We start from the raw sequence: 18,032 nt of genomic DNA, 5'->3' as shown, positions 1-18,032 counted from the left end.
CGCTGGCTGTTCTGACGCCGGTACGCCAGGGGAAACACCCTGTAGAGGGTGGATTGCCGCCCCAAGAGGCCCCTCGCCAGCAGGCGGCAATACACAGGGGCACATCCGATGAGGATATGCCCCTGTGGTCTTATGGCTTGTCCGGCGCATCAGCGCCGTTGTGCCGGGCTACTGCGCCTCGAAGTAGACGCGGCCAGGGTACTTGAGACCGGTCAGGAAGGTGCCGTTCAGTTCCGCCGCATCGATGTTCAGGTCGCTGCGGTAAGCCCAGGCGCCGACAGCCTGATAGAGCGGGATCATCGGCAGGTCTTCCCACAGCAGGCGATCGATCTCGGCGTACAGGTCATAGCGCGCCTGCGGGTCGGTCACCTTGCGGCCCTGATTGAACAGGTCGATGATCTGCTGGTTGTTGAAGGCGAAGAAGCCGGTCGGGTTGGCCAGGTAGTTGCGGTAGTGATCCGGCTCCGGGCCGAAGAGACCCCAGCCGCCGATGGTGGCGTCGTAGGGCTTTTCCTCGCTGGTGTTCTCGTAGATTTCTTCGTAGGCCTTGGCCTCATCCAGCGGGGCCAGCTCGACATCCACGCCCAGGGCGCGCCAGTTGTCGTAGATGACCGGGGCAATGGCCTGCATCAGTGACCAGGTGCCCATGTAGGCCAGACGCATGTGCATCGGCTGGCCATCCTTATCCAGGATGCCGTCGCCATCGGTATCCGTCCAGCCGGCCTCGGCCAGCATCTGCTTGGCCAGTTCCGGATCGTACGGATACTGCTCGTTGCGGCCTTCCTCGTACATGAAGACGGCCCGGTTGAAGAGCGAATCCGCCAGCATACCATAGCCGCCCGCCGCCACATCGATGATCGCCTGGCGATCCAGGCCAACGGCCAGGGCGCGGCGTACTGCCGGGTCGCTGAAGTTGGGGCTGCGGACGTTGAAGCCGACGTAACGCATCAGGTCACGTGGGGCGGTCTGCAGCACGAAGTCAGGGTTGTCCTGGAAGGGGGTCACATCCGCGCCGTCCACACGGGCGAAGTCCACCTCACCGGCCAGCAGGGCGTTAGCCGTGTTGGTCGCGCCTTCGATGAAGCGTACCACAATGCGGTCCAGGCACGGCGCGCCGCGCCAGTAGTCCGGGTTGGCGTCCAGGGTAATGCTCTCGCCGGTCTTCCATTCCACGAACTTGAAGGGGCCGGTGGCGATCGGGTTGGTGTTGTACGGCGCGTCGACCATGTTCAGGCCCTCGAAGGCGTGCTTGGGCACGATCGGGATGGCCAGGGAGGTCAGCACGGCGGCATCAGGCTCGTTGAGGATGACCTTGAAGGTGTGATCGTCCACCACCTCGAACTGCATCGGCTGATCGCCCTGCATCAGGTTGGGGCGCCAGTCAATGGCGTTTTCCTCAAGCTGTACGGCCTGATAGGTAAAGAGCACATCTTCCGCCGTAAAGGGTTCGCCGTCGTGCCACTTGACACCCTGACGCAGATGGAAGGTGTACTCCAGCCCGTCTTCCGAGATTTCCCAGGATTCAGCGAGGGCCGGTTCGATCTTATCGCCCCAGTTCTCGCCACCCAGGATGAGCGGTTCGGCCATGAAGGTGACCACGAACAGGCTGTTGCCGTCGTTGGCATACAGGCCACTCAGGGTGCGCGGGTCGCCGCCATAGGAGACCACCATCGTGCCGCCCTTGTTCGGGCACACAAAGTCCTCGCCGCCCTGGGCGCTGACAGCCATCACTGGCAGCAATAGCCCCACCACCAGCAGCAGACTCAACAATGTTTTGCGCATGACTTCTTTCATCCTCCTGGTACGATGTAAACGGACAGAGATGCACTGTTTTACCAGCCCGGCGGAAGCGCCGCAGTCGGACTATCTGCGCGCCCGGCTCAACGCCGCAGTTGCGGGTCGAAGGCGTCGCGCAGCCCATCCCCAACGAAGTTGAACGACAGCACGATCACAGAGATGATCGCGCCCGGCACGACCCACATCCACCATGCCGTCCGCAGCCATTGCTGAGCCTCTTCCAGCATTTTACCCAGGCTGGCGTGGGGCGGCGGCACCCCCAGCCCCAGAAAGCTCAGCGCCGACTCGGTCAGGATGGCGTAAGGCACGGAAAGCGTCGCGGCCACGATGATCGGGGCCAGGGCGTTGGGCAACAGATGGCGAGTCACCAGCCGCCAGCCTGGCACGCCGATGCAGCGCGCCGCCTCGATGAATTCGCGCCCTTTGAGGGAAAGGAATTCCGCCCGCACCAGGCGCGCCACGGTCATCCAGTTCAGGGCGCCGATCAGGAAGATCAGCGTCAGCAATGTGCCGCCGAACACGCCGGAGATGATCAACAGCAGGAAGAAGCCGGGAATGGACAGGAAGATATCGGTGATGCGCATCAGCAGGTTGTCCACCCAGCCGCCGAAGTAGCCCGCCGTCGCGCCGATGGTCACGCCGATGCCGATCTGAAAGATCACCGCTGTCACGCCAACAAAGAGGGAGACGCGCGCCCCAACCATTGCCCGCGAGAGGTAGTCCCGACCGTAGTTGTCCGTGCCAAAGACATATTCCGCTGAGGGCGGCTGGGGGCGGCCACGCGCATAAGCGGTATTGTTGGCGTTGGGATCGTAAGGGGTGAGTTGATCGGTGAAGATCGCCATCAGCCCCATCAGCAGCAGCAGTACAGCGCTGACCAGGGCCAGCCGGTGCTTGCGGAACTGGCGCCAGATCAGCTTCCACTGGGGCGTGGGGCGGGTCGCTTCCAAAGAAAGAGGCAGGATCGTCTCAGTCATAGCGAATCCTCGGGTCAACCCAGGCATAGGCGATATCGGCCAGCAGGTTGCCCACGACAATCAACACGGCGGAAAGCATGGTCACGGCCATGATGATCGGGTAATCGCGCCCGTTGATCGATTCGACCCCCAGCCGACCCATCCCCGGCCAGCCGAAGATCGTTTCCGTGATAAATGCGCCGGTCACGATCGACGGCACCGAGAGGCCGATCAGCGTCACCATCGGGATCAGCGCGTTGCGCAGGGCGTGCAACCCGATCACGCGCCGCTCCCGCGCACCTTTGGCCCGCGCTGTACGGATGTAATCCTGACCCAGCACCTCCAGCAGGGCCGAACGCTGGTAGCGCGACCAGCTCGCCGTCTGGGCCAGGCTCAGGACAGTCGCCGGGAGGATCATGTGGCGGATCACGTCCAGCGTGGCTTCAAAGCCTTCGTATTGCACGCGCACCGAGCGCATCCCCACGCCGGGCAGCCAGTTGAGATGGATGGCAAAGACCTGCAACAACACCAGCGCCACCCAGAAGACAGGCACCGAGATGCCCACCAGAGCCAGGGTACTCAGGATGTAATCGATCAGGGTGTAGCGCTTGAGCGCCGAGATGATGCCGATGGGCACCGCGACCAGAATGGACATCACCAGGGCCACTCCGCCCAGCAACAGCGTGTTGGGCAGGCGGTCGCCGATCTCCAGCGCCACCGGGCGGCGGGTGCGGAAGGAAAAGCCAAAGTCCCCCTGCAGCGTCTTGACCAGCCAGGAGACATAACGCACGTAGACAGGCTGATCCAGCCCCAGGCTGCGGCGCACCTGGACGATATACTCTGGATCGGCTCCCTTTTCCGGGTCGACATACATCTGGGCAGGGTCGCCCGGCGCGATCTCCACGATGGCGAACACGATCACGGAGATAGCGATCAACAGCGGCACAGCCTGGATCAGGCGGCGGATGATATAGCGGGTCATGGGTGGCCGCCTCGCTTATTCCGGTTGGGCCGTCTGCGGCACCATGACGTAGGTCTCGAACTCCGGCGGATTCAGGATGTGCTTTTTGACCCCGCAGGTGTTGGCCGCGCGCACTACCGCGTCATGATACTGGGCGGGGAAGCCCTCCGGCAGATGGATTTGCATCTCGATCTTCTCGATGCGGTTGGTGTCCCGATTGTAGTGCATGCGCTGGGTGATGTACAGGCCTGCGGTAGCGATGCCCCGTTCCTGGCAAAAGGCCAGCACCTTGATCCCGGAGCACGTGCCGATCCCGGCCAGGAAAAGATCGAAAGGGGAAGGTTCGCCCTCGCCCCCGGTGGGGATGCGCACATCGTGAATCTCGGCGTCAACGCGCAATTCGCCAGGGAAGGTGACAGTCATGTCGAAAAGTTCCATGCCGTGCGCTTCCTCTTTTGGTGATCGGATTACCGGGTTACGGGGAGGAAAAGGTCTGGCGAAGGATTGTATCCGACAGCCCCGCTGAAACGCAATATTTTGGGACCTCGGGAAGCGAAGAAGGTCGCCGGAATCAGGGACGCTGGGGAGGCCTCCCGACCTCCTGACCAGCCGACCTGTGTTCTATTCCACCTGCCTTTTAGCCGCCCGCCTTACCCCCTCGAATGGTGCGGTTGTCAGGCCCACCCGGACAGCCTATACTCCACTGTAGCGCTATCTTCCACCCAGGTGAGTAGCTCATGCTTCCTCTGCGAGACCTTAACCCAACCCAGCGCATCCCCATCGCCAACTTCACGCTAATCGCGATCAACATCCTGGTCTATTTTCTATTTCAGGCTGGTCTTTCCATGCGGGAGTCCTATGCGCTGGCGATGGACTGGGCGGTTGTGCCGGTGACAATCACGCGGGCCGGGATCACGCCGGAGTCGCTGCTTGACATCGTGCGGGCGATGTTCATGCACGGCAGTATCGCTCACCTGGCCGGTAACATGCTCTACCTGTGGATCTTCGGCGATAACCTGGAAGACCGCATGGGCATCCCGCTGTATCTGCTCTTCTACTTCGCCTGCGGCTTTGCCGCCACCTTCGCCCAGATCGCCATCGACCCGGCGTCAGACATCCCCATGCTGGGGGCCAGCGGGGCCATCGCCGGTGTGCTGGGCGGCTACCTGGTGCTGTTTCCCCGTGTGCGTGTGCGCGGCCTGATCTTCTTCGGCTACTTCGCCCGGATGGCTGATCTTTCGGCGCTGTGGGTGCTGGGCTTCTGGTTTGTGCTCCAGCTGCTGGAAGGCTTCGCCTCGCTGGGCAGCCTGATGGGCGGCGGCGTGGCGTTCTTCGCCCATATTGGCGGTTTTGTGGCCGGGGTGGTGCTGATGTGGCTGTTCATGCTGGCCGTTCCCCAGCCGCCGCATCATGAGCGCCACGAACTCCTTTACCAGCGTTACGATGCCCGTCGGGGGCGCGGGGGGTGGTACTGAGCCGGATCGCCCCCGCGCCGGTTAATTGTCAGGACCGCGCCGCCCGGTGCAATTGCCGCCGCCCTGCAGGCTGGCTACAATACACGCCCATGAGTGCTGGGCAGGAGCGGGCGGCATGATTTACGGTCGGCTGGACGTGTACTGGCCCGACGGGCCGATGGAAAGTTATGAGCTGGGCAAGTCTACCGTGGCCATCGGTCGGTCGCCCGGCAATGACCTCACCCTGGAGGCCGCGGCGGTTTCCCGTTATCATGCCACCATCAGCCTGCGCAATGGCGAGGTGTTCCTGCAGGACCTCGGCTCAATTAACGGCACCTACATCAACGGCCAACGCCTGCCCCCCAATGAGCCTTACAGTTTGCAGAGCGGCGAGGAAATCCAGATCGGCGAGTTGCGCCTGATCTTTTACGCTGTTGACCCCACCCAGGCCGATGTGCTGGTAGACGAAACCACCCAGCGCATCGCCTACCAGGTGCCCACCTTTGAGGTGGAACTGATCGGTCTCGACCAGCCGGTCACACCGGGGGTGTTCGTCCAGGGCAAGCTGGTCATTCATAACCTGGGCGATGAGCCGGATCGCTACTTCATCGAGATCGACGGTGTTCCGCGGGACTGGGTACGCCTGGAACGGGTGGAAGCAGCCCTGGAACCGGGCCAGGAAGCCCACCTGATGCTGAGCTTCAAGCCGCTGCGCCGCCCCGATACCGCGCCGGGCGACTACACTTTCACCGTGCAGGTGCGCAGCAAGTCGCGTCCCACCCAGACGGTTGACGCGCGGATTACCCTGCATGTCTTGCCCTACAGCGGCTTTGGCATCGATCTGGGCCGCAACCGGATCGCTGCCGGGCAGTTGCTGCCGATCTTTGTTCACAATCAGGGCAACGCCTCCCTGGACCTGAGCTTTGCCGGTCAGGACGCGCAAAACGCGTTGCGCTTCACTTTCACCCCGGCGACGATCCGCCTGGGGCCGGGCCAGCGCCAGACAATCCACGCTCGCGTGGAAGTGCGCCGGTCGCCGTTACTGGGCGGTCCGCGTGAGCTACCCTTCGTGGTGATGGCCCGCGCCCATGACGCTTCGGGCTTTGTCGCCCCATTGCCCGCCCGTGTGGTCGCTGCCCCGGCGCTTACCGGCTGGCGGCTGGGCGCAGCGGTCGGTGTGACGCTGACCGCCCTGCTGGCGGCGATCGTGCTCCTGGCGTTGCTGCTGGCGCCGCCTCCGCCGCCCCAGATTATCCGCCTGGCGCTATCCGCGCCGGAGATCGTCTCCGGCGATCCGCTGACGCTTAGCTGGGAAATCCGGGATGCGGCAGCCCTGTACCTGGAAGTAGATGGCGTGCGCCGGGGGGAGGCTATCAACGCGGCGGACAGCGGCGTGACCTTTGACCTGACCGTCCCCGGCCCGCATGAGGTGGCCCTGGTTGCTGTCAACGGCCAGGCCGTGGCCCGCCAGAGCCTTCAGGTGCAGGTGCATGAACGGCTGAGGATCGCCAGTTTCAGCGCCCAGCCAGCGATGCTGGTGCGCTATGTGACCCAGCCGGTGGTGTTAAGCTGGGAAGTGCCGGGCGGGGTACAGGTGCAATTACTGGGTCTGCCGGGCGATGACGTCAGCGCCGTCTATGGCCCGGCGGATTCGCGCCAGGTGCGGCTGGAAGGGCTGACCCCGCTGACGATCACCCTGCGGGCGCTGGGTGGCGCCGGGCAGGTGGCCGAACAGGCGCTGACCCTGCCAGTGGAAGACCCGGTCTGCGCCGTGGTGGAGGATAATACCCCCGTCCGGGCCGGGCCGAGTACCCTGCATACCCTGCTGGGCATGGCCAGTGCCGGGCAGATGATCGTACCCGACATGCGCGATGGTAGCGGGCAATGGTTGCGTGTCTTCGCCAATGATGATCAGCGGGTGTGGCTTGCCGCCGCCGCGCTGCAATGCCTGAATCTGGACCCGATGCTCCTGCGCGTTGATCCCGCCCCGCCGACTCCTGTGCCGACCGATACGGCTTCTCCATCGCCATTGCCCAGCGCGACCGCCGGCCCGTCGGCGATCCCCACGCCGACGCCTACGGCGTTGCCCTCCGCCACCCCACCGCCCACGCCAAAAGCGCGAGGCTGAGCGCGGGGGTTGGGTTGTTGTGCAGTTGAGGGAGTCGCGTGCCCCCTAAACGCCATGTCTCGACTGTCTCAGCGCGGCGAGGACTGATCTTTCCAGCGGGCGCGGATGCGCTCTACCAGTTCGCGGGTGGCCCGGTCTTTTTCGCTGAGGGCATCTTCGTCTATGGAGCGCCGCAATAGCGCTTCTTCATCTTCGGAGAATAACTCGCTGCGGCTGACCTTCTTGCCGTAACCGTACATCCTCAGCAAAGCTTCGTCCTCGTTCTCCGCATCGAAACTAAAAGCGCCGATCCCGGCTTCTTCAGTGTCCTCGTCCGGCGTCGCATAGCTGTAGAACGGCCCGGTGACTCGCTCCGGCGGTGCTGTGAACGGGCCGGTCACATCGCGCTTGTGGGGCGGGGTGGATTGCGGCGCGGCCTTTGGCTCCGGGGTGGCCTTTCCCCGCCGTCCGAACAGGCCGCCCTTCTTCTCGCTCTCAACAGGGGTTGCCTCTCGCCCGTAGGGCGTGGCCGGTCGGGGCGGGGCCTTCGGCTCCGGGGTGGCCTTTCCCCGCCGTCCGAACAGCCCGCCCTTCTTCTCGCTCTCAACAGGGGTTGCCTCTCGCCCGTAGGGGGTGGCCGGTCGGGGCGGGGCCTTCGGCTCCGGGGCGGTCTTCTCCCGCCGTCCGAACAGGCCGCCCTTCTTCTCGCTCTCAACAGGGGTTGCCTCTCGCCCGTAGGGGGTGGCCGGTCGGGGCGCGGCCTTCGGCTCCGGGGCGGTCTTCTCCCGCCGTCCGAACAGGCCGCCCTTCTTCTCGCTTTCGGCGGGCTTGCTCTGGCGGGAGGAGCCAGGGCTATAAGCAGCGCTATGGGCTGGTTCACGCCCGTAGTCGGTTGCGCGGCTGCTGCTTTCACGGCCATAGCCGGCGGAAGCACTGTAGCTGCCTGCCCCGCTGCTATGTACTTCGCGGGTGGGGGCGTGCCGGGCGGGTTGCTGGAGCGCGCCTTCCGGCAACCAGGGCAGGAACGGGCCGCGCATCCGCGCCGGGAGGCGGGTCAGCAGCAGGACGGCCACCGTGTAAGCGACCGCCACACCCAACCAGTGCAGGGCCAGATCGGGATCGCCATGCACTCCTGCCTCCAGCGCACCCCACAGCGGGATCAATGCGCCGAGGGCGAAGGGCAGCGTGATCATCAGGCGCACCGCCCCCGGAACCAGGCCGGGCGCGATCCCGGCGACAAAAGCTCCGACGGCGCAAATTACCAGCATCAGCGCCACGTAGGCATCGCCGTTGTAAACCCGGATCACTACGCCCAGCGCCGCCAGCAGCACCAGGACGCGCAGGGTGTACAGGATTTGCGCCAGGGTGCGGCGGCGATTGGCAGGTGGTTTTTCCCCGGCACGGGTCATGGCAGACTCCAGCAAGCTCAACAAGCGGTTACCTGTATTATACCAGCAGCGCAGCGAGCATCGCCGTGTTGCGCCGGTATTCGATGCTATAATGCGGGCAGCACAACGGTCGTTTGAGCAGCGAAGAGACGCTATGGAACGGGTCATCTGCGGAGATCAGTGGCTGGCGCTGGTCGAGCGCAGGCACGGCAGCAAAGATGTGGCCGTGATCAGGGCCGGCGACGAGGCGTTGCTGGTGCCCCTGACTGCCGATCGGCGTGTGCTGCTGACCGTCGAGCCATCCCCCGCCCTGGGCCGCGACGTGTTGATCCTGCCGGGCGGGGAAGTGGCCGCTGGCGAGCTTTCCCTGGAAACAGCCAACCGCGAGTTGCAGGAAGAGATCGGCTACCGGGCCGGGCGGCTGGACTTCCTGGCGACGATACACCCCTGGAGCAAATACCTGACAGCGGCCTGTCATGTCTATCTGGCCCGCGATCTGCAGCCTGCTCGCCTGGCGGGCGATGAGGATTACCCGATCAGCGTGGCAGCCCATCCGCTGGCGAGCTTCGAGGGTCTGATCGCCACCGGGCAACTCAGCGACGCCCGCGTGATTGCCGCCCTGTATCTGGCCCGGCGCTATCTGCAATGGGAACAGCAGGCGGCCCACCCCGGATGAATCCCGGCCCGGAGCTGTTAAGCCTGATCGCGTGGCTTTACCAGACCTTAATGACCCCCTTTTGACCGGGTCTGCTATGATCAGGGATGGGCCTGCTGCCGGGTTTCCGCCTGCTACAGAGGAAGGCTGCCGGCCCATGCGTTAAGGCGGCGTGACCCGCCGCTGGAGCAGGAGTGACACCGATCGATGGCCAAAATCGTTGTTGTCGAAGATGACCGGGTGCTGGCGGAGACGCTGGCCGAAAACCTGACCCAGGAAGGGCATAAGGTCACCACTGTAGCGGACGGCGAGACGGCTTACCAGAAGATCGTGGCCAAACCCCCTGACCTGATCATCCTGGACGTGATGTTGCCGCGGCTGGATGGGCTGAGCCTATGCCGCATGATCCGGCGGGAGCCGACTACTTCGCATATCCCGATCATCATGCTCACCGCCCGCAGCAGCGAGGTAGACAAGATCGTCGGCCTGGAAAGCGGCGCGGATGACTACGTGGTCAAGCCCTTTGGGCTGGGTGAACTGCTGGCCCGCATCCGGGCGATCATGCGCCGCGCCCCTACCCGCCCGGCAACTCAGGATGAACTCGTCGCCGGCGACCTGCGCCTGGACCTGACCGGTCGCCACGCCTATCTGAATGAGGTCGAGCTGAAGCTCAGCCAGAAGGAATACGACCTGCTGGCCGAGCTGATGCGCAACCGCAACGCCGTGCTTTCCCGCGACCTGCTGCTCTCCAAAGTCTGGGGGTACGACTATTTTGGCGACCGGCGCACGGTTGACGTGCACATCCGCTGGCTGCGCAAGAAGATCGAGCAGGACCCCTCCAACCCGACGCGCATTGTCACGGTGCGCGGCATTGGCTACCGCTTTGAGGGCTAGAGCAACCTATGGACCCCAACCCGCAGCTTGCCTATCTGGTCGATGCCGCATTTGAGCCGCTGATCCTGCTGAGCGAGGACCGGCGCGTGCTGGCCGCTAACGAAGCCGCCCGCGAGGCGTTCCCCGCTCTGGAAGACGCCGGGATGGGGATGACCATTGAGTCTCTGCTCGATGGCCCGGAGTTGCAGGAACTGCTGGAATGCGCCGACCAGATGCCTTCGTGCCCGGAGAGCCAGTTTGCTCTCGGCCAGCGCACGTACCGCGCCCGCTGCAACCGCTTCACCGTCGGGCAGCAGGTCTACTATGCGCTGGCCCTGGAGGATATCACCCAGTTGCTGCGGCTCAACCGCGCCCGCCGTGATATGGTGGCCAATATCTCCCACGAGTTGCGCACGCCTATCTCGGCCATCCGCCTGCTGCGCGACACGCTCAGCCGGCAGCAGGTTTCCCACAAGCAGCAGGAGAAAGTGCTGCGCAAGATCGGGCGGGAACTGGATACCCTGCAGCGCATCGTGGACGGGATGCACGACCTGTCGATGATCGAATCCGGCCAGGCGATCATGAAGCTGATCGAGATGCCGCTGCATATCCTGGTGGATGAAGCTGTTGAGCACCTGGACGAGCAGATCGAACAGCGCAGCATCAAGATCAGCAGGCACGTGCCGAAAGACCTTTATGTCCTGGTCGACCCCGGCCAGATCGGGCGTGTCCTGGCTAACCTGATCCACAATGCGCTGAAGGTCACCCCTAAGAAGGGCACGATCCGCATCGCCGCGACGCTGGACGCCGGTCACGAAACGGTGACTGTCACCATCGAGGATAGCGGCCCCGGCATCCCGCTGGAGGAACGTGACCGCGTGTTTGAGCGCTTCTACCAGCTGGACGAAGCCCGCAGCGAACGGCGGGGTAGCGGGCTGGGCCTGTCCATCGCCCGCCACATTGTTGAGGCTCACCAGGGCCGTATCTGGGTTGAAGGCAGCGACGACCTGGGCGGGGCCAGGTTTTGCTTCACCCTGCTGGCCGCGGAAGGGCCGGACGCGGACTGAGCAACACGGATCGCGCGGCGGTTCAGGGGATGATCACCGGCACAGCAGTACAGTCGCCCTGCTCGATCACCACATCGCTGCGTACCCACGTGCCATCATCCAGTTGCCACCACACGTAGTCCAGCGCGTCGGTCATCTGGCCGGTCACGGGCCGGGTTTCGCTCCGTGTCAGCCAGCCGGCGACCGCCCCGTTTGTGGCGGGAGTCTGGCGGCGGTTGACCTTGGCGCTGGCCGCCGTCACCGTGCAACTGCTGCTCGTTGCGCCGGTCACTTCATACACCCACAGGTTCTGCCCCTCGCAGCGTGTCTCCGGGGTGGCAGTGATTGCCCCCAGCCCGGTAATGCCCGCCCGCGCTTCCACCGGCACGTCGGCGAAAACTCGCTGCCCGTCCAGGTAGACTGTCAGGCGATCGTCCAGCGCCAGCAGCAGCAGGTGATGCGGGCTGTCGCCCAGGAACCGGGGCTGCGCCGCAGACTGCGAGGTGGCAGGATCCCCGGTGCTGTCGATGTAGTAGACCTGGCTGGCGCTGTTGAGACCGGCCTCCAGGTACGCCCGGACGATGGCCTCGCCAGTATTGTAGGTAAGGCGCGCCCCCAGAAAGCAGGCCTGGTAGCCATCCCCTTCCACCGGGACAAAGCGTAACTCACCGGCCACAATGACGTCCTGCGCAGGGCGGGGATTGCCTAATGGCAGGTAGGAAGCGTCCGTCGCCTGCTCGACGGTGTAAGGCGCGCTGGACTGGAAAAGCAGGTGTCCACCAGCCGGGATCGCGCCTGCGGCTTCCAGTTCGGCCACCGTTTGCCGCCAGGTACCGGCGTAGTGGGCAAGGCGGGCCGGAGGGCCGGGGGGGACTTCCAGCGAACGGGCGATGCGCAGGGCATGTTGCTCGTTCAGCGGGCGGTAGCCGCCGGTGAAACGCACGTCTATCAGGCCCAGGCGGTTGTCGCGCAACAGCAGGGCCAGCAGAAAGGCAGGGTAGCCCACCGGATCGGTGAAGTTGAGCCGTGCGGCAGGGCGACCGTTCTCTGTGTTGCGCACCAGGTCGCTACTCCGGACGCCCAGCCGTAGTGCCAGCGCCTGAACCAGATCAGCAGGATCGGTGTAGCCGCCCAGGCCGAGCGCCTCCAGCACGCCGGGGCCAACGACAGACACCGTCACACGATTGTTGTAGACATACACCAGGCCATCGCGGGTTTCGATCTGCCAGCTATGAGGGTAACTGAACCAGAAGGAACCATCCTCAGCGACATAGGATTGCAGGGGACCGCTCTGGGCCAGCGCTGGCAAAAGCGTCGTCGCCAGCATGGCTAATGTGATCGCCGGCCCGATCCAGCGCACCGCAGACCTCATGCCTTGCCTCCACAACCTCATTTTCAGTGGGATGTTTTGAGTATAGCACGGTCTGCCCGGCTCTCGATCGCCCGCAGAAGAGAGGCAGGAAGCAAGGCAAGTGGCCGAGAGGGCGAGAAGCCGGGAGATCGGGGGGGGCCAGGGGCTTTCCCATTCCCTACTGGCTGTTCCCTGCTCCTCCCTGGCTACCGGGTGCTTCTGGCGGCGACGGCAGCGGCTCTGCCTGCAACCGGACCGTGTAGCCTTCTGGCGGGCGGGGGATGCTCACCCAGAAGGGCCGTGCCAGCCGGTACGGGCAATCTCCGGTAACGGCCCATCTCACCTGCAGCGTGATCGTCTGTGCTGCATCATCTCTGAGCAATGCGATCGGATCGGTGTAGGCGCGGCAGCCGGTGCCAACGTTGACCGCGCCAACCAGGATCCACCCCTGCGTGAAGTCAAAAGGCTGGCGTTTGACCGGGAAGCGGCACCGGCCCGATTCGTCCACTTCGTTGTAGAACATAATGTGGGCCAGGGCGCTGTCGATCACATACAGCCGGTTGACCTGTTCCACCCAGTAATCGAAGCACACGCTGGCGAAGAGGTCGCGTGCATCCTCGAAGGGCGGCGCGTAAGCGTCGGGCGTGACCGGGGCTGCCATGCCCTCCGGCTTTAACCCGGCGGACAGCGGCAGATTGCAGCCCGCCAGCAGCGCCATGCCAGCAATCAACAGACTCTTTACCCGGTGTTGTGCCTTCATTCACAGCCTTTCAACGGCCCGATCCTGCCGCCGCCAGGGATTGTAGCACAGTGACGCGCCCCGGCGAGCGCCAGCCGGATGCTTTCAGTCCGCCCTCTAAAGCGCCCGGGGCATAAAAAAGCCATGAATTTGCCCGAATCGCTGGTCGGTTAATAGCGTATCTTATATACTTAATAACAGAGGAATTGTTTCCTTCTGGTTCCAGCGGGTGCGGGAACGGCATTATTATGGTCGACAAGCTGGAAGGCTCACTCATCGGCCGCTACAAACTGATCAGGGAAATCGGCCGGGGTGGGACATCTGTTGTCTACCTGGCCGAGCAGCAGGACGATATCCGCCGCACGGTGGCTGTCAAGGTCATGCGTGTCGATCCGGTTGAAAGCCCGGAATACGTCCAGCGCTTCAAGCGCGAGGCGCGCACCATTGCCCGCCTGGAGCATCTGCACATCCTCAAACTGTACGACTACGGCTCCCTGGACAACGATCACCTGCTGTATCTGGTGACGCCGCTGATGACCGGCAATCTCAAGGATCGCCTGATCACACACGGCGTGTTCTCGTTGGACGAAGTCATCACCCTGCTGGACAAGATCGGTTCCGCCCTGCATTTCGCCCATGAGAAGGGCGTCATCCACCGCGACGTCAACCCGCGCAACATCCTGCTGGACGAGAACGACGAGCCGTACCTTTCCGATTTCGGGCTGGCCCGTTCCGACGAAGGGCAGCAGATCACCAAGTACGGCACGATGGCCGGCACACGGGCCTATATGCCTCCGGAGCAGTGGGTGGGCGAGGAGCTGGATCGCCGCTGCGACATCTATTCGCTGGGCGTCACGCTCTTTGAACTGCTCAGCGGTGAGTTGCCCTTTCAGGCCGCAACCGCCCGTGACCTGGCCCTGCAGCACCTGCAACAGCCGCCGCCCAGCCTCTCCACGCTGGTTCCGCATGTGCCGCGCGCAGTCGAAGCCGTGATCTTCAGGGCGCTGGAAAAGCAGCCGGTTAACCGCTACGCGACCGTTGAGGAGATGATCAGCGCCTTTAAGCAGGCCGCCCGTAGCAAGCCTGAAGCGCCTCCTGTTACACCGCCGCGCCCGCGCCAGCCGGAGAAAGCACCGGGCGACGATGGGACCAAGACCTTCGTCCCGCCCGGCAGCGGCAGCGTCACCGATCCAGAGGTTGAACAGCGCGCAGAGATCGCTTTCACGTTTGATCTGCCCCGGTCATCGTTCAATACAGCCCGCTTCCTGGCGGCGGTGACCGGCGCCCTGGTTGCCGATTACCCCGACCTGTCGATCGAAATCCTGTCTGTCCGTGAGAGCAGCACGATTCTGACCCTGGCCATGTCCGCCCCGGCTGCTGCTGCCCTGTTCGCCAGGACGCGCCAGCAACCGGAGTTGTTCGCCGAATTCCGGCTGATCCAGGTGAGCTTCCGGGGCGAGACTGTCACCCGATCGGTTCCCCCATTGCCCCGCCCGCGGATGGAAAGCCGGAAGCTGCTGCAGAGTCCGGCAGCCATTTTCCTGCTTGGCGTAGCGCTGGTGATCCTGCTGGGTGTCCCGGTAGTACTGAGGCTAAGCGGCAATGCGTCGGTAACGCCTACCCCGCCGCCTACTGTGATCACGCCCGTGCTGGCCACGGCAACAGGGGCTGTGCCGCCAGCGCCCACGGCGACATCCACTGCTACAGATACCGCTACGGTCACGCCAACGGAACAGCCAACCGCGACCGACACATTGATAGCATCCGCTACGCCCACAGCCACGCCAACCGACCTGCCGACAGCCACTGTGACGCTGACGGCCAGCGCCACGCCTGAGCCATCGGCTACGGCTACGCCGGCGCCAGCCCTAATCCCGACCCTGCGAGCTGGCCTGGCTACATTTATGGAACAGGGTCGGGCGCTGATCGGTGACCTGCTGACTCTGCTTTCCCCACCGCTGGTTCCGCTCACTTACGAGCCAACCCGCGCCCTGATCCTGTCGCCGACCAGCACGCCGCACCCACGGCACACTCCGACCAGCACGCCGACGCCTACCCCGACGAGCACGGCGACGCCGACTCACGTGGGCGGAGGGCCAGTGCCCCCATCATCAACAGCTCGCCCGACGGCGACGCCACTGCCAACGGCAACCCCTATCCCCTTGCCGACAGACACGCCAGTGCCGCCGCCGACCGATACCCCTGTGCCGCCGCCGACGGACACGCCCGCGCCGACGCTGCCGCCGACAGACGTCCCCAAAGCGGTCTGTGGCGATGGCATCTGCGGGCCAGGCGAGAACAAAAACAAGTGCCCGGAGGATTGCCCCGGCTAGATCGGCGGTCTGCTTTGGCGGTTTGACGGCCGGAATCGAAACCCTCCGCCCCGTGATCTGGATGCGGAGGGTGTCATATCAGGTCTGGAAGCCAGCCTCGTTCTAGGGCACAACGCGCAAAAATTCGGCCACCGCCCAGCCTTCCTTAGTAGGATCATCCAGGCTGCGGATCTGCCACCAGGTGAAGTCGCCACTTTCCTCCGGCCCGCCAGTGACCTCAAAGCGGCTGCCTTCCCGCGCGATCAGCAATACCCGGAAACCGGTGCCCGCGCCTTCCCGGACGTTCAGCCCGGCTGCGCCAACCTCCACGACTTCTACCTGCGCGCCCACGCGCAAGGCAGGGGTGGCCGGGGGTGGGGTGATGGCGGAGGTGGCCGCCAGGGTTGTATCAGGTTCGGCTTCTCCCGTGCTGCGGGTGGCCTGGAAGGCCAAAGGCACAGTCGCGGTCACAGAGGGACGGGTGGGCGTGGGTGGGCCGGGCGTGCGGGTGGGCGTGGCGGTTGGTGTGGCGGTGATCACAATCACGACCGGTGTCTCTCCGCCGGGCGCAAATTGCCCGCCCAGCGATACCAGCGCCAGGATCGCCAGTGTTGCCACCAGCGCCACCCCGGCCAGCAGTACCAGCAGCGACCACCAGGGCAGGTACAGGCCGCTATCGCGGCGCTCGCGGGCAGTGCGGCGGCGCTTACGCGGTGGGGGTGTAGGTTCGGCTACCGGCGGCCGGTAATCCAGCCCGCCATACAGCGGCGGGGGCGGCGGCACGGATACCGGCGGTAATTCATCGCCCCGTTGCACTGCGGGGTTGACCGCCGTTTCCTGCAGGTTGGCGGCATATGGCCAGCGGGAAGGATACGGTGGCTCCGGTTCGGAGCCGGCGGCCAGGGAGGGGTTGACCTCCGTGCTCTCGGTGTTGCTGCTGTCTGGCCAGCCGGGGAGGGGCGTTTCTTCCGCTACTGACCGGTTGGCAGCGTTCCGCCGCTGAAAGAGCGCGTTCAACTCTGGCGGCAACTCAACGGCCTGCGTCGCGGCTTCTGGATCGCCCGCTTCCGCTGGTTCATCAGGCAGGCTATCTGGCGCTGCTGGCGATAGCCGGGTGGCGTCTGAAAGGGGCATCTGATCGTCAGCATCCGGGCGGCTCATCCGGCGGGTTGGATCGGTGTCTTTTTCGCTGCCCGGCGGGATAATGTCGTCATTCGGGGGTAACTCTCTGGCCATCCGCACCTTCCTCTACCCCTTGCCCGTCGTGCGATCAGGGGCACAACGGTTGTGTGTACACTATATACTACAGCACCCCGCCTGCCGACACAACGACACTCCCGCGCCAGAGCGACTCCCGGCTCCGGGCGGCTGGCAGTCGGCACAGACGAACCAGAAAGGGAGAGCATGACAGCCTTTACCATTCACCCGCTGATCGCCAGTGACCGGGACTGGGTGTGTGCGCTGGTGACGGCCCGCTGGGGCGCGCCGACGATTGTGGTGCATGGCGTCGTCTACGACCCGGCAATGTTGCCTGGCTTCTATGCGCTGTGCCAGGGGGAGCGGGCCGGGCTGGTTACCTGCCATCTCATGGGCGACGCCTGTGAGATCGTCACGCTGGATAGCCTGCACGAAGGCATCGGAATCGGTACAGCGTTGCTCGTGGCAGTTCGAGAGATGGCGATGGCGGCGGGCTGTCGACGGCTCTGGTTGATCACCACTAACGATAACCTGCCCGCGCTGCGCTTTTACCAGAAGCGTGGTTTCCGGCTGGCGGCGTTGCATCCCGGTGCGGTGGACGTTGCCCGGCAGATCAAGCCGCAGATACCGCTGATCGGGCTGGACGGCATCCCGATCCATGATGAGATCGTCCTGGAAATGGCGTTAAGCGAACCGGCGATGTGACTGCGTGGAGCGTCTGTTGTGTGCCTGTAAGTCAGTGACGATCGATCAGGCCGGCCTGGTCGGTCGCCTTGCCGACGATCATGCCGACCAGAATCGCCGTCAGGAAGACCAGCGCCCCGCAGATCATCCCCCACGGCTCCGGCGCGACGATCCCCAGCACTACCGAGCCGGCCATCCCCAGCAGGAAGCCGATCAGCGCACCCCTGGCCCGGCCCGGCAGCGCCGTCCAGAACAATGTCAGCCACGGCTCATGGCGGGGTTGCGTCTTCTTCCAGCGTACTTTGACGGTTGGACCCGGCGCGCGATCCTGAAGCTGACGTTCCCTCAGCCGTTGTAACCGTTCCCGTTCGCGGTCGCTGCTCATGGTAGTGTATCTTTCGCGGTTGAAATTCAGATGCCGGTTGAAGGTTGCCCATCTACGCACCAAATCGCATGTGTATTTTCTCTCAAAATGACACGCGACTTCATTCTGTTGCAGGAACATGAAAACC

The 18,032-nt window shown here is 64.3% G+C and carries 16 protein-coding genes; 7 read left to right on the top strand and 9 right to left on the bottom strand.

The features are described 5' to 3' along the window. Positions 1-168: 168 nt before the first annotated feature. The 4 genes from HPY64_16540 to HPY64_16525 form a co-directional block, all read right to left on the bottom strand. Entirely contained in the window at positions 169-1,782 is a 1,614-nt protein-coding gene (locus tag HPY64_16540) for an ABC transporter substrate-binding protein (GenBank protein NPV68743.1), read from the bottom strand. A 98-nt stretch (positions 1,783-1,880) separates the two neighbouring features. After that, complete coding sequence (locus HPY64_16535) at positions 1,881-2,774, bottom strand: ABC transporter permease (protein NPV68742.1); 894 nt, start codon at positions 2,772-2,774, stop codon at positions 1,881-1,883. Further along, the gene (locus HPY64_16530) at positions 2,767-3,735 is read right to left on the bottom strand and encodes an ABC transporter permease (protein NPV68741.1); all 969 of its coding nucleotides are present in this window, start codon (positions 3,733-3,735) and stop codon (positions 2,767-2,769) included. The genes HPY64_16535 and HPY64_16530 overlap by 8 nt, the downstream gene beginning before the upstream one ends. A 15-nt stretch (positions 3,736-3,750) precedes the next feature. Beyond that, the gene (locus HPY64_16525; protein ID NPV68740.1) at positions 3,751-4,152 is read right to left on the bottom strand and encodes an OsmC family protein; all 402 of its coding nucleotides are present in this window, start codon (positions 4,150-4,152) and stop codon (positions 3,751-3,753) included. Positions 4,153-4,451: 299 nt separating this feature from the next. Between HPY64_16525 and HPY64_16520 the strand changes: the two genes are divergently transcribed. Further along, positions 4,452-5,189, top strand: coding sequence for a rhomboid family intramembrane serine protease (locus tag HPY64_16520; protein NPV68739.1), 738 nt, complete (start codon positions 4,452-4,454; stop codon positions 5,187-5,189). Positions 5,190-5,304: 115 nt separating this feature from the next. Further along, positions 5,305-7,296, top strand: a complete 1,992-nt coding sequence (locus tag HPY64_16515) for an FHA domain-containing protein (protein ID NPV68738.1) — start codon at positions 5,305-5,307, stop codon at positions 7,294-7,296. Between the two features lie 68 nt (positions 7,297-7,364). Here HPY64_16515 and HPY64_16510 read toward each other — a convergent pair whose 3' ends face one another. Then, positions 7,365-8,684 carry a hypothetical protein gene (locus HPY64_16510; GenBank protein ID NPV68737.1) on the bottom strand — a complete coding sequence of 440 codons (1,320 nt, stop codon included), beginning with the start codon at positions 8,682-8,684 and terminating at the stop codon, positions 7,365-7,367. A 133-nt stretch (positions 8,685-8,817) separates the two neighbouring features. Here HPY64_16510 and HPY64_16505 point away from each other — a divergent pair, with 133 nt between their 5' ends. From HPY64_16505 to HPY64_16495, 3 genes are all read left to right on the top strand, one after another. Beyond that, positions 8,818-9,339, top strand: coding sequence for an NUDIX domain-containing protein (locus HPY64_16505; protein ID NPV68736.1), 522 nt, complete (start codon positions 8,818-8,820; stop codon positions 9,337-9,339). A 186-nt stretch (positions 9,340-9,525) separates the two neighbouring features. Further along, entirely contained in the window at positions 9,526-10,212 is a 687-nt protein-coding gene (locus tag HPY64_16500) for a response regulator transcription factor (protein NPV68735.1), read from the top strand. A gap of 8 nt (positions 10,213-10,220) precedes the next feature. Then, positions 10,221-11,258: a PAS domain-containing sensor histidine kinase gene (locus HPY64_16495; protein ID NPV68734.1), complete on the top strand. Its 1,038-nt coding sequence runs from the start codon at positions 10,221-10,223 to the stop codon at positions 11,256-11,258. Positions 11,259-11,280: 22 nt separating this feature from the next. Here the strand turns inward: HPY64_16495 and HPY64_16490 are convergent, their stop codons facing one another. Then, complete coding sequence (locus HPY64_16490) at positions 11,281-12,609, bottom strand: hypothetical protein (GenBank protein NPV68733.1); 1,329 nt, start codon at positions 12,607-12,609, stop codon at positions 11,281-11,283. A 157-nt stretch (positions 12,610-12,766) separates the two neighbouring features. Next, complete coding sequence (locus tag HPY64_16485) at positions 12,767-13,348, bottom strand: hypothetical protein (protein NPV68732.1); 582 nt, start codon at positions 13,346-13,348, stop codon at positions 12,767-12,769. 227 nt (positions 13,349-13,575) lie between these two features. On the opposite strand from HPY64_16485, the gene HPY64_16480 reads away from it, so the two are divergent. Then, positions 13,576-15,660, top strand: coding sequence for a serine/threonine protein kinase (locus HPY64_16480; GenBank protein ID NPV68731.1), 2,085 nt, complete (start codon positions 13,576-13,578; stop codon positions 15,658-15,660). Positions 15,661-15,762: 102 nt separating this feature from the next. On the opposite strand, the gene HPY64_16475 is transcribed toward HPY64_16480, so the two are convergent. Next, a complete protein-coding gene (locus HPY64_16475) occupies positions 15,763-16,875 on the bottom strand; it encodes an SH3 domain-containing protein (protein NPV68730.1) in 1,113 nt (370 codons plus the stop codon). A gap of 168 nt (positions 16,876-17,043) precedes the next feature. Here HPY64_16475 and HPY64_16470 point away from each other — a divergent pair, with 168 nt between their 5' ends. Continuing rightward, entirely contained in the window at positions 17,044-17,541 is a 498-nt protein-coding gene (locus tag HPY64_16470) for a GNAT family N-acetyltransferase (GenBank protein ID NPV68729.1), read from the top strand. A gap of 31 nt (positions 17,542-17,572) precedes the next feature. Here HPY64_16470 and HPY64_16465 read toward each other — a convergent pair whose 3' ends face one another. Further along, the gene (locus HPY64_16465) at positions 17,573-17,905 is read right to left on the bottom strand and encodes a hypothetical protein (GenBank protein ID NPV68728.1); all 333 of its coding nucleotides are present in this window, start codon (positions 17,903-17,905) and stop codon (positions 17,573-17,575) included. Positions 17,906-18,032 lie beyond the last annotated feature (127 nt).

The organism is Anaerolineae bacterium, assembly GCA_013178165.1.
In the GTDB taxonomy this organism is placed as follows: Bacteria; Chloroflexota; Anaerolineae; order Aggregatilineales; family Ch27; genus Ch27.
The sequence above is the reverse complement of the archived record's forward strand: the minus strand, read 5'-3'. Positions and strand labels throughout refer to the sequence as shown.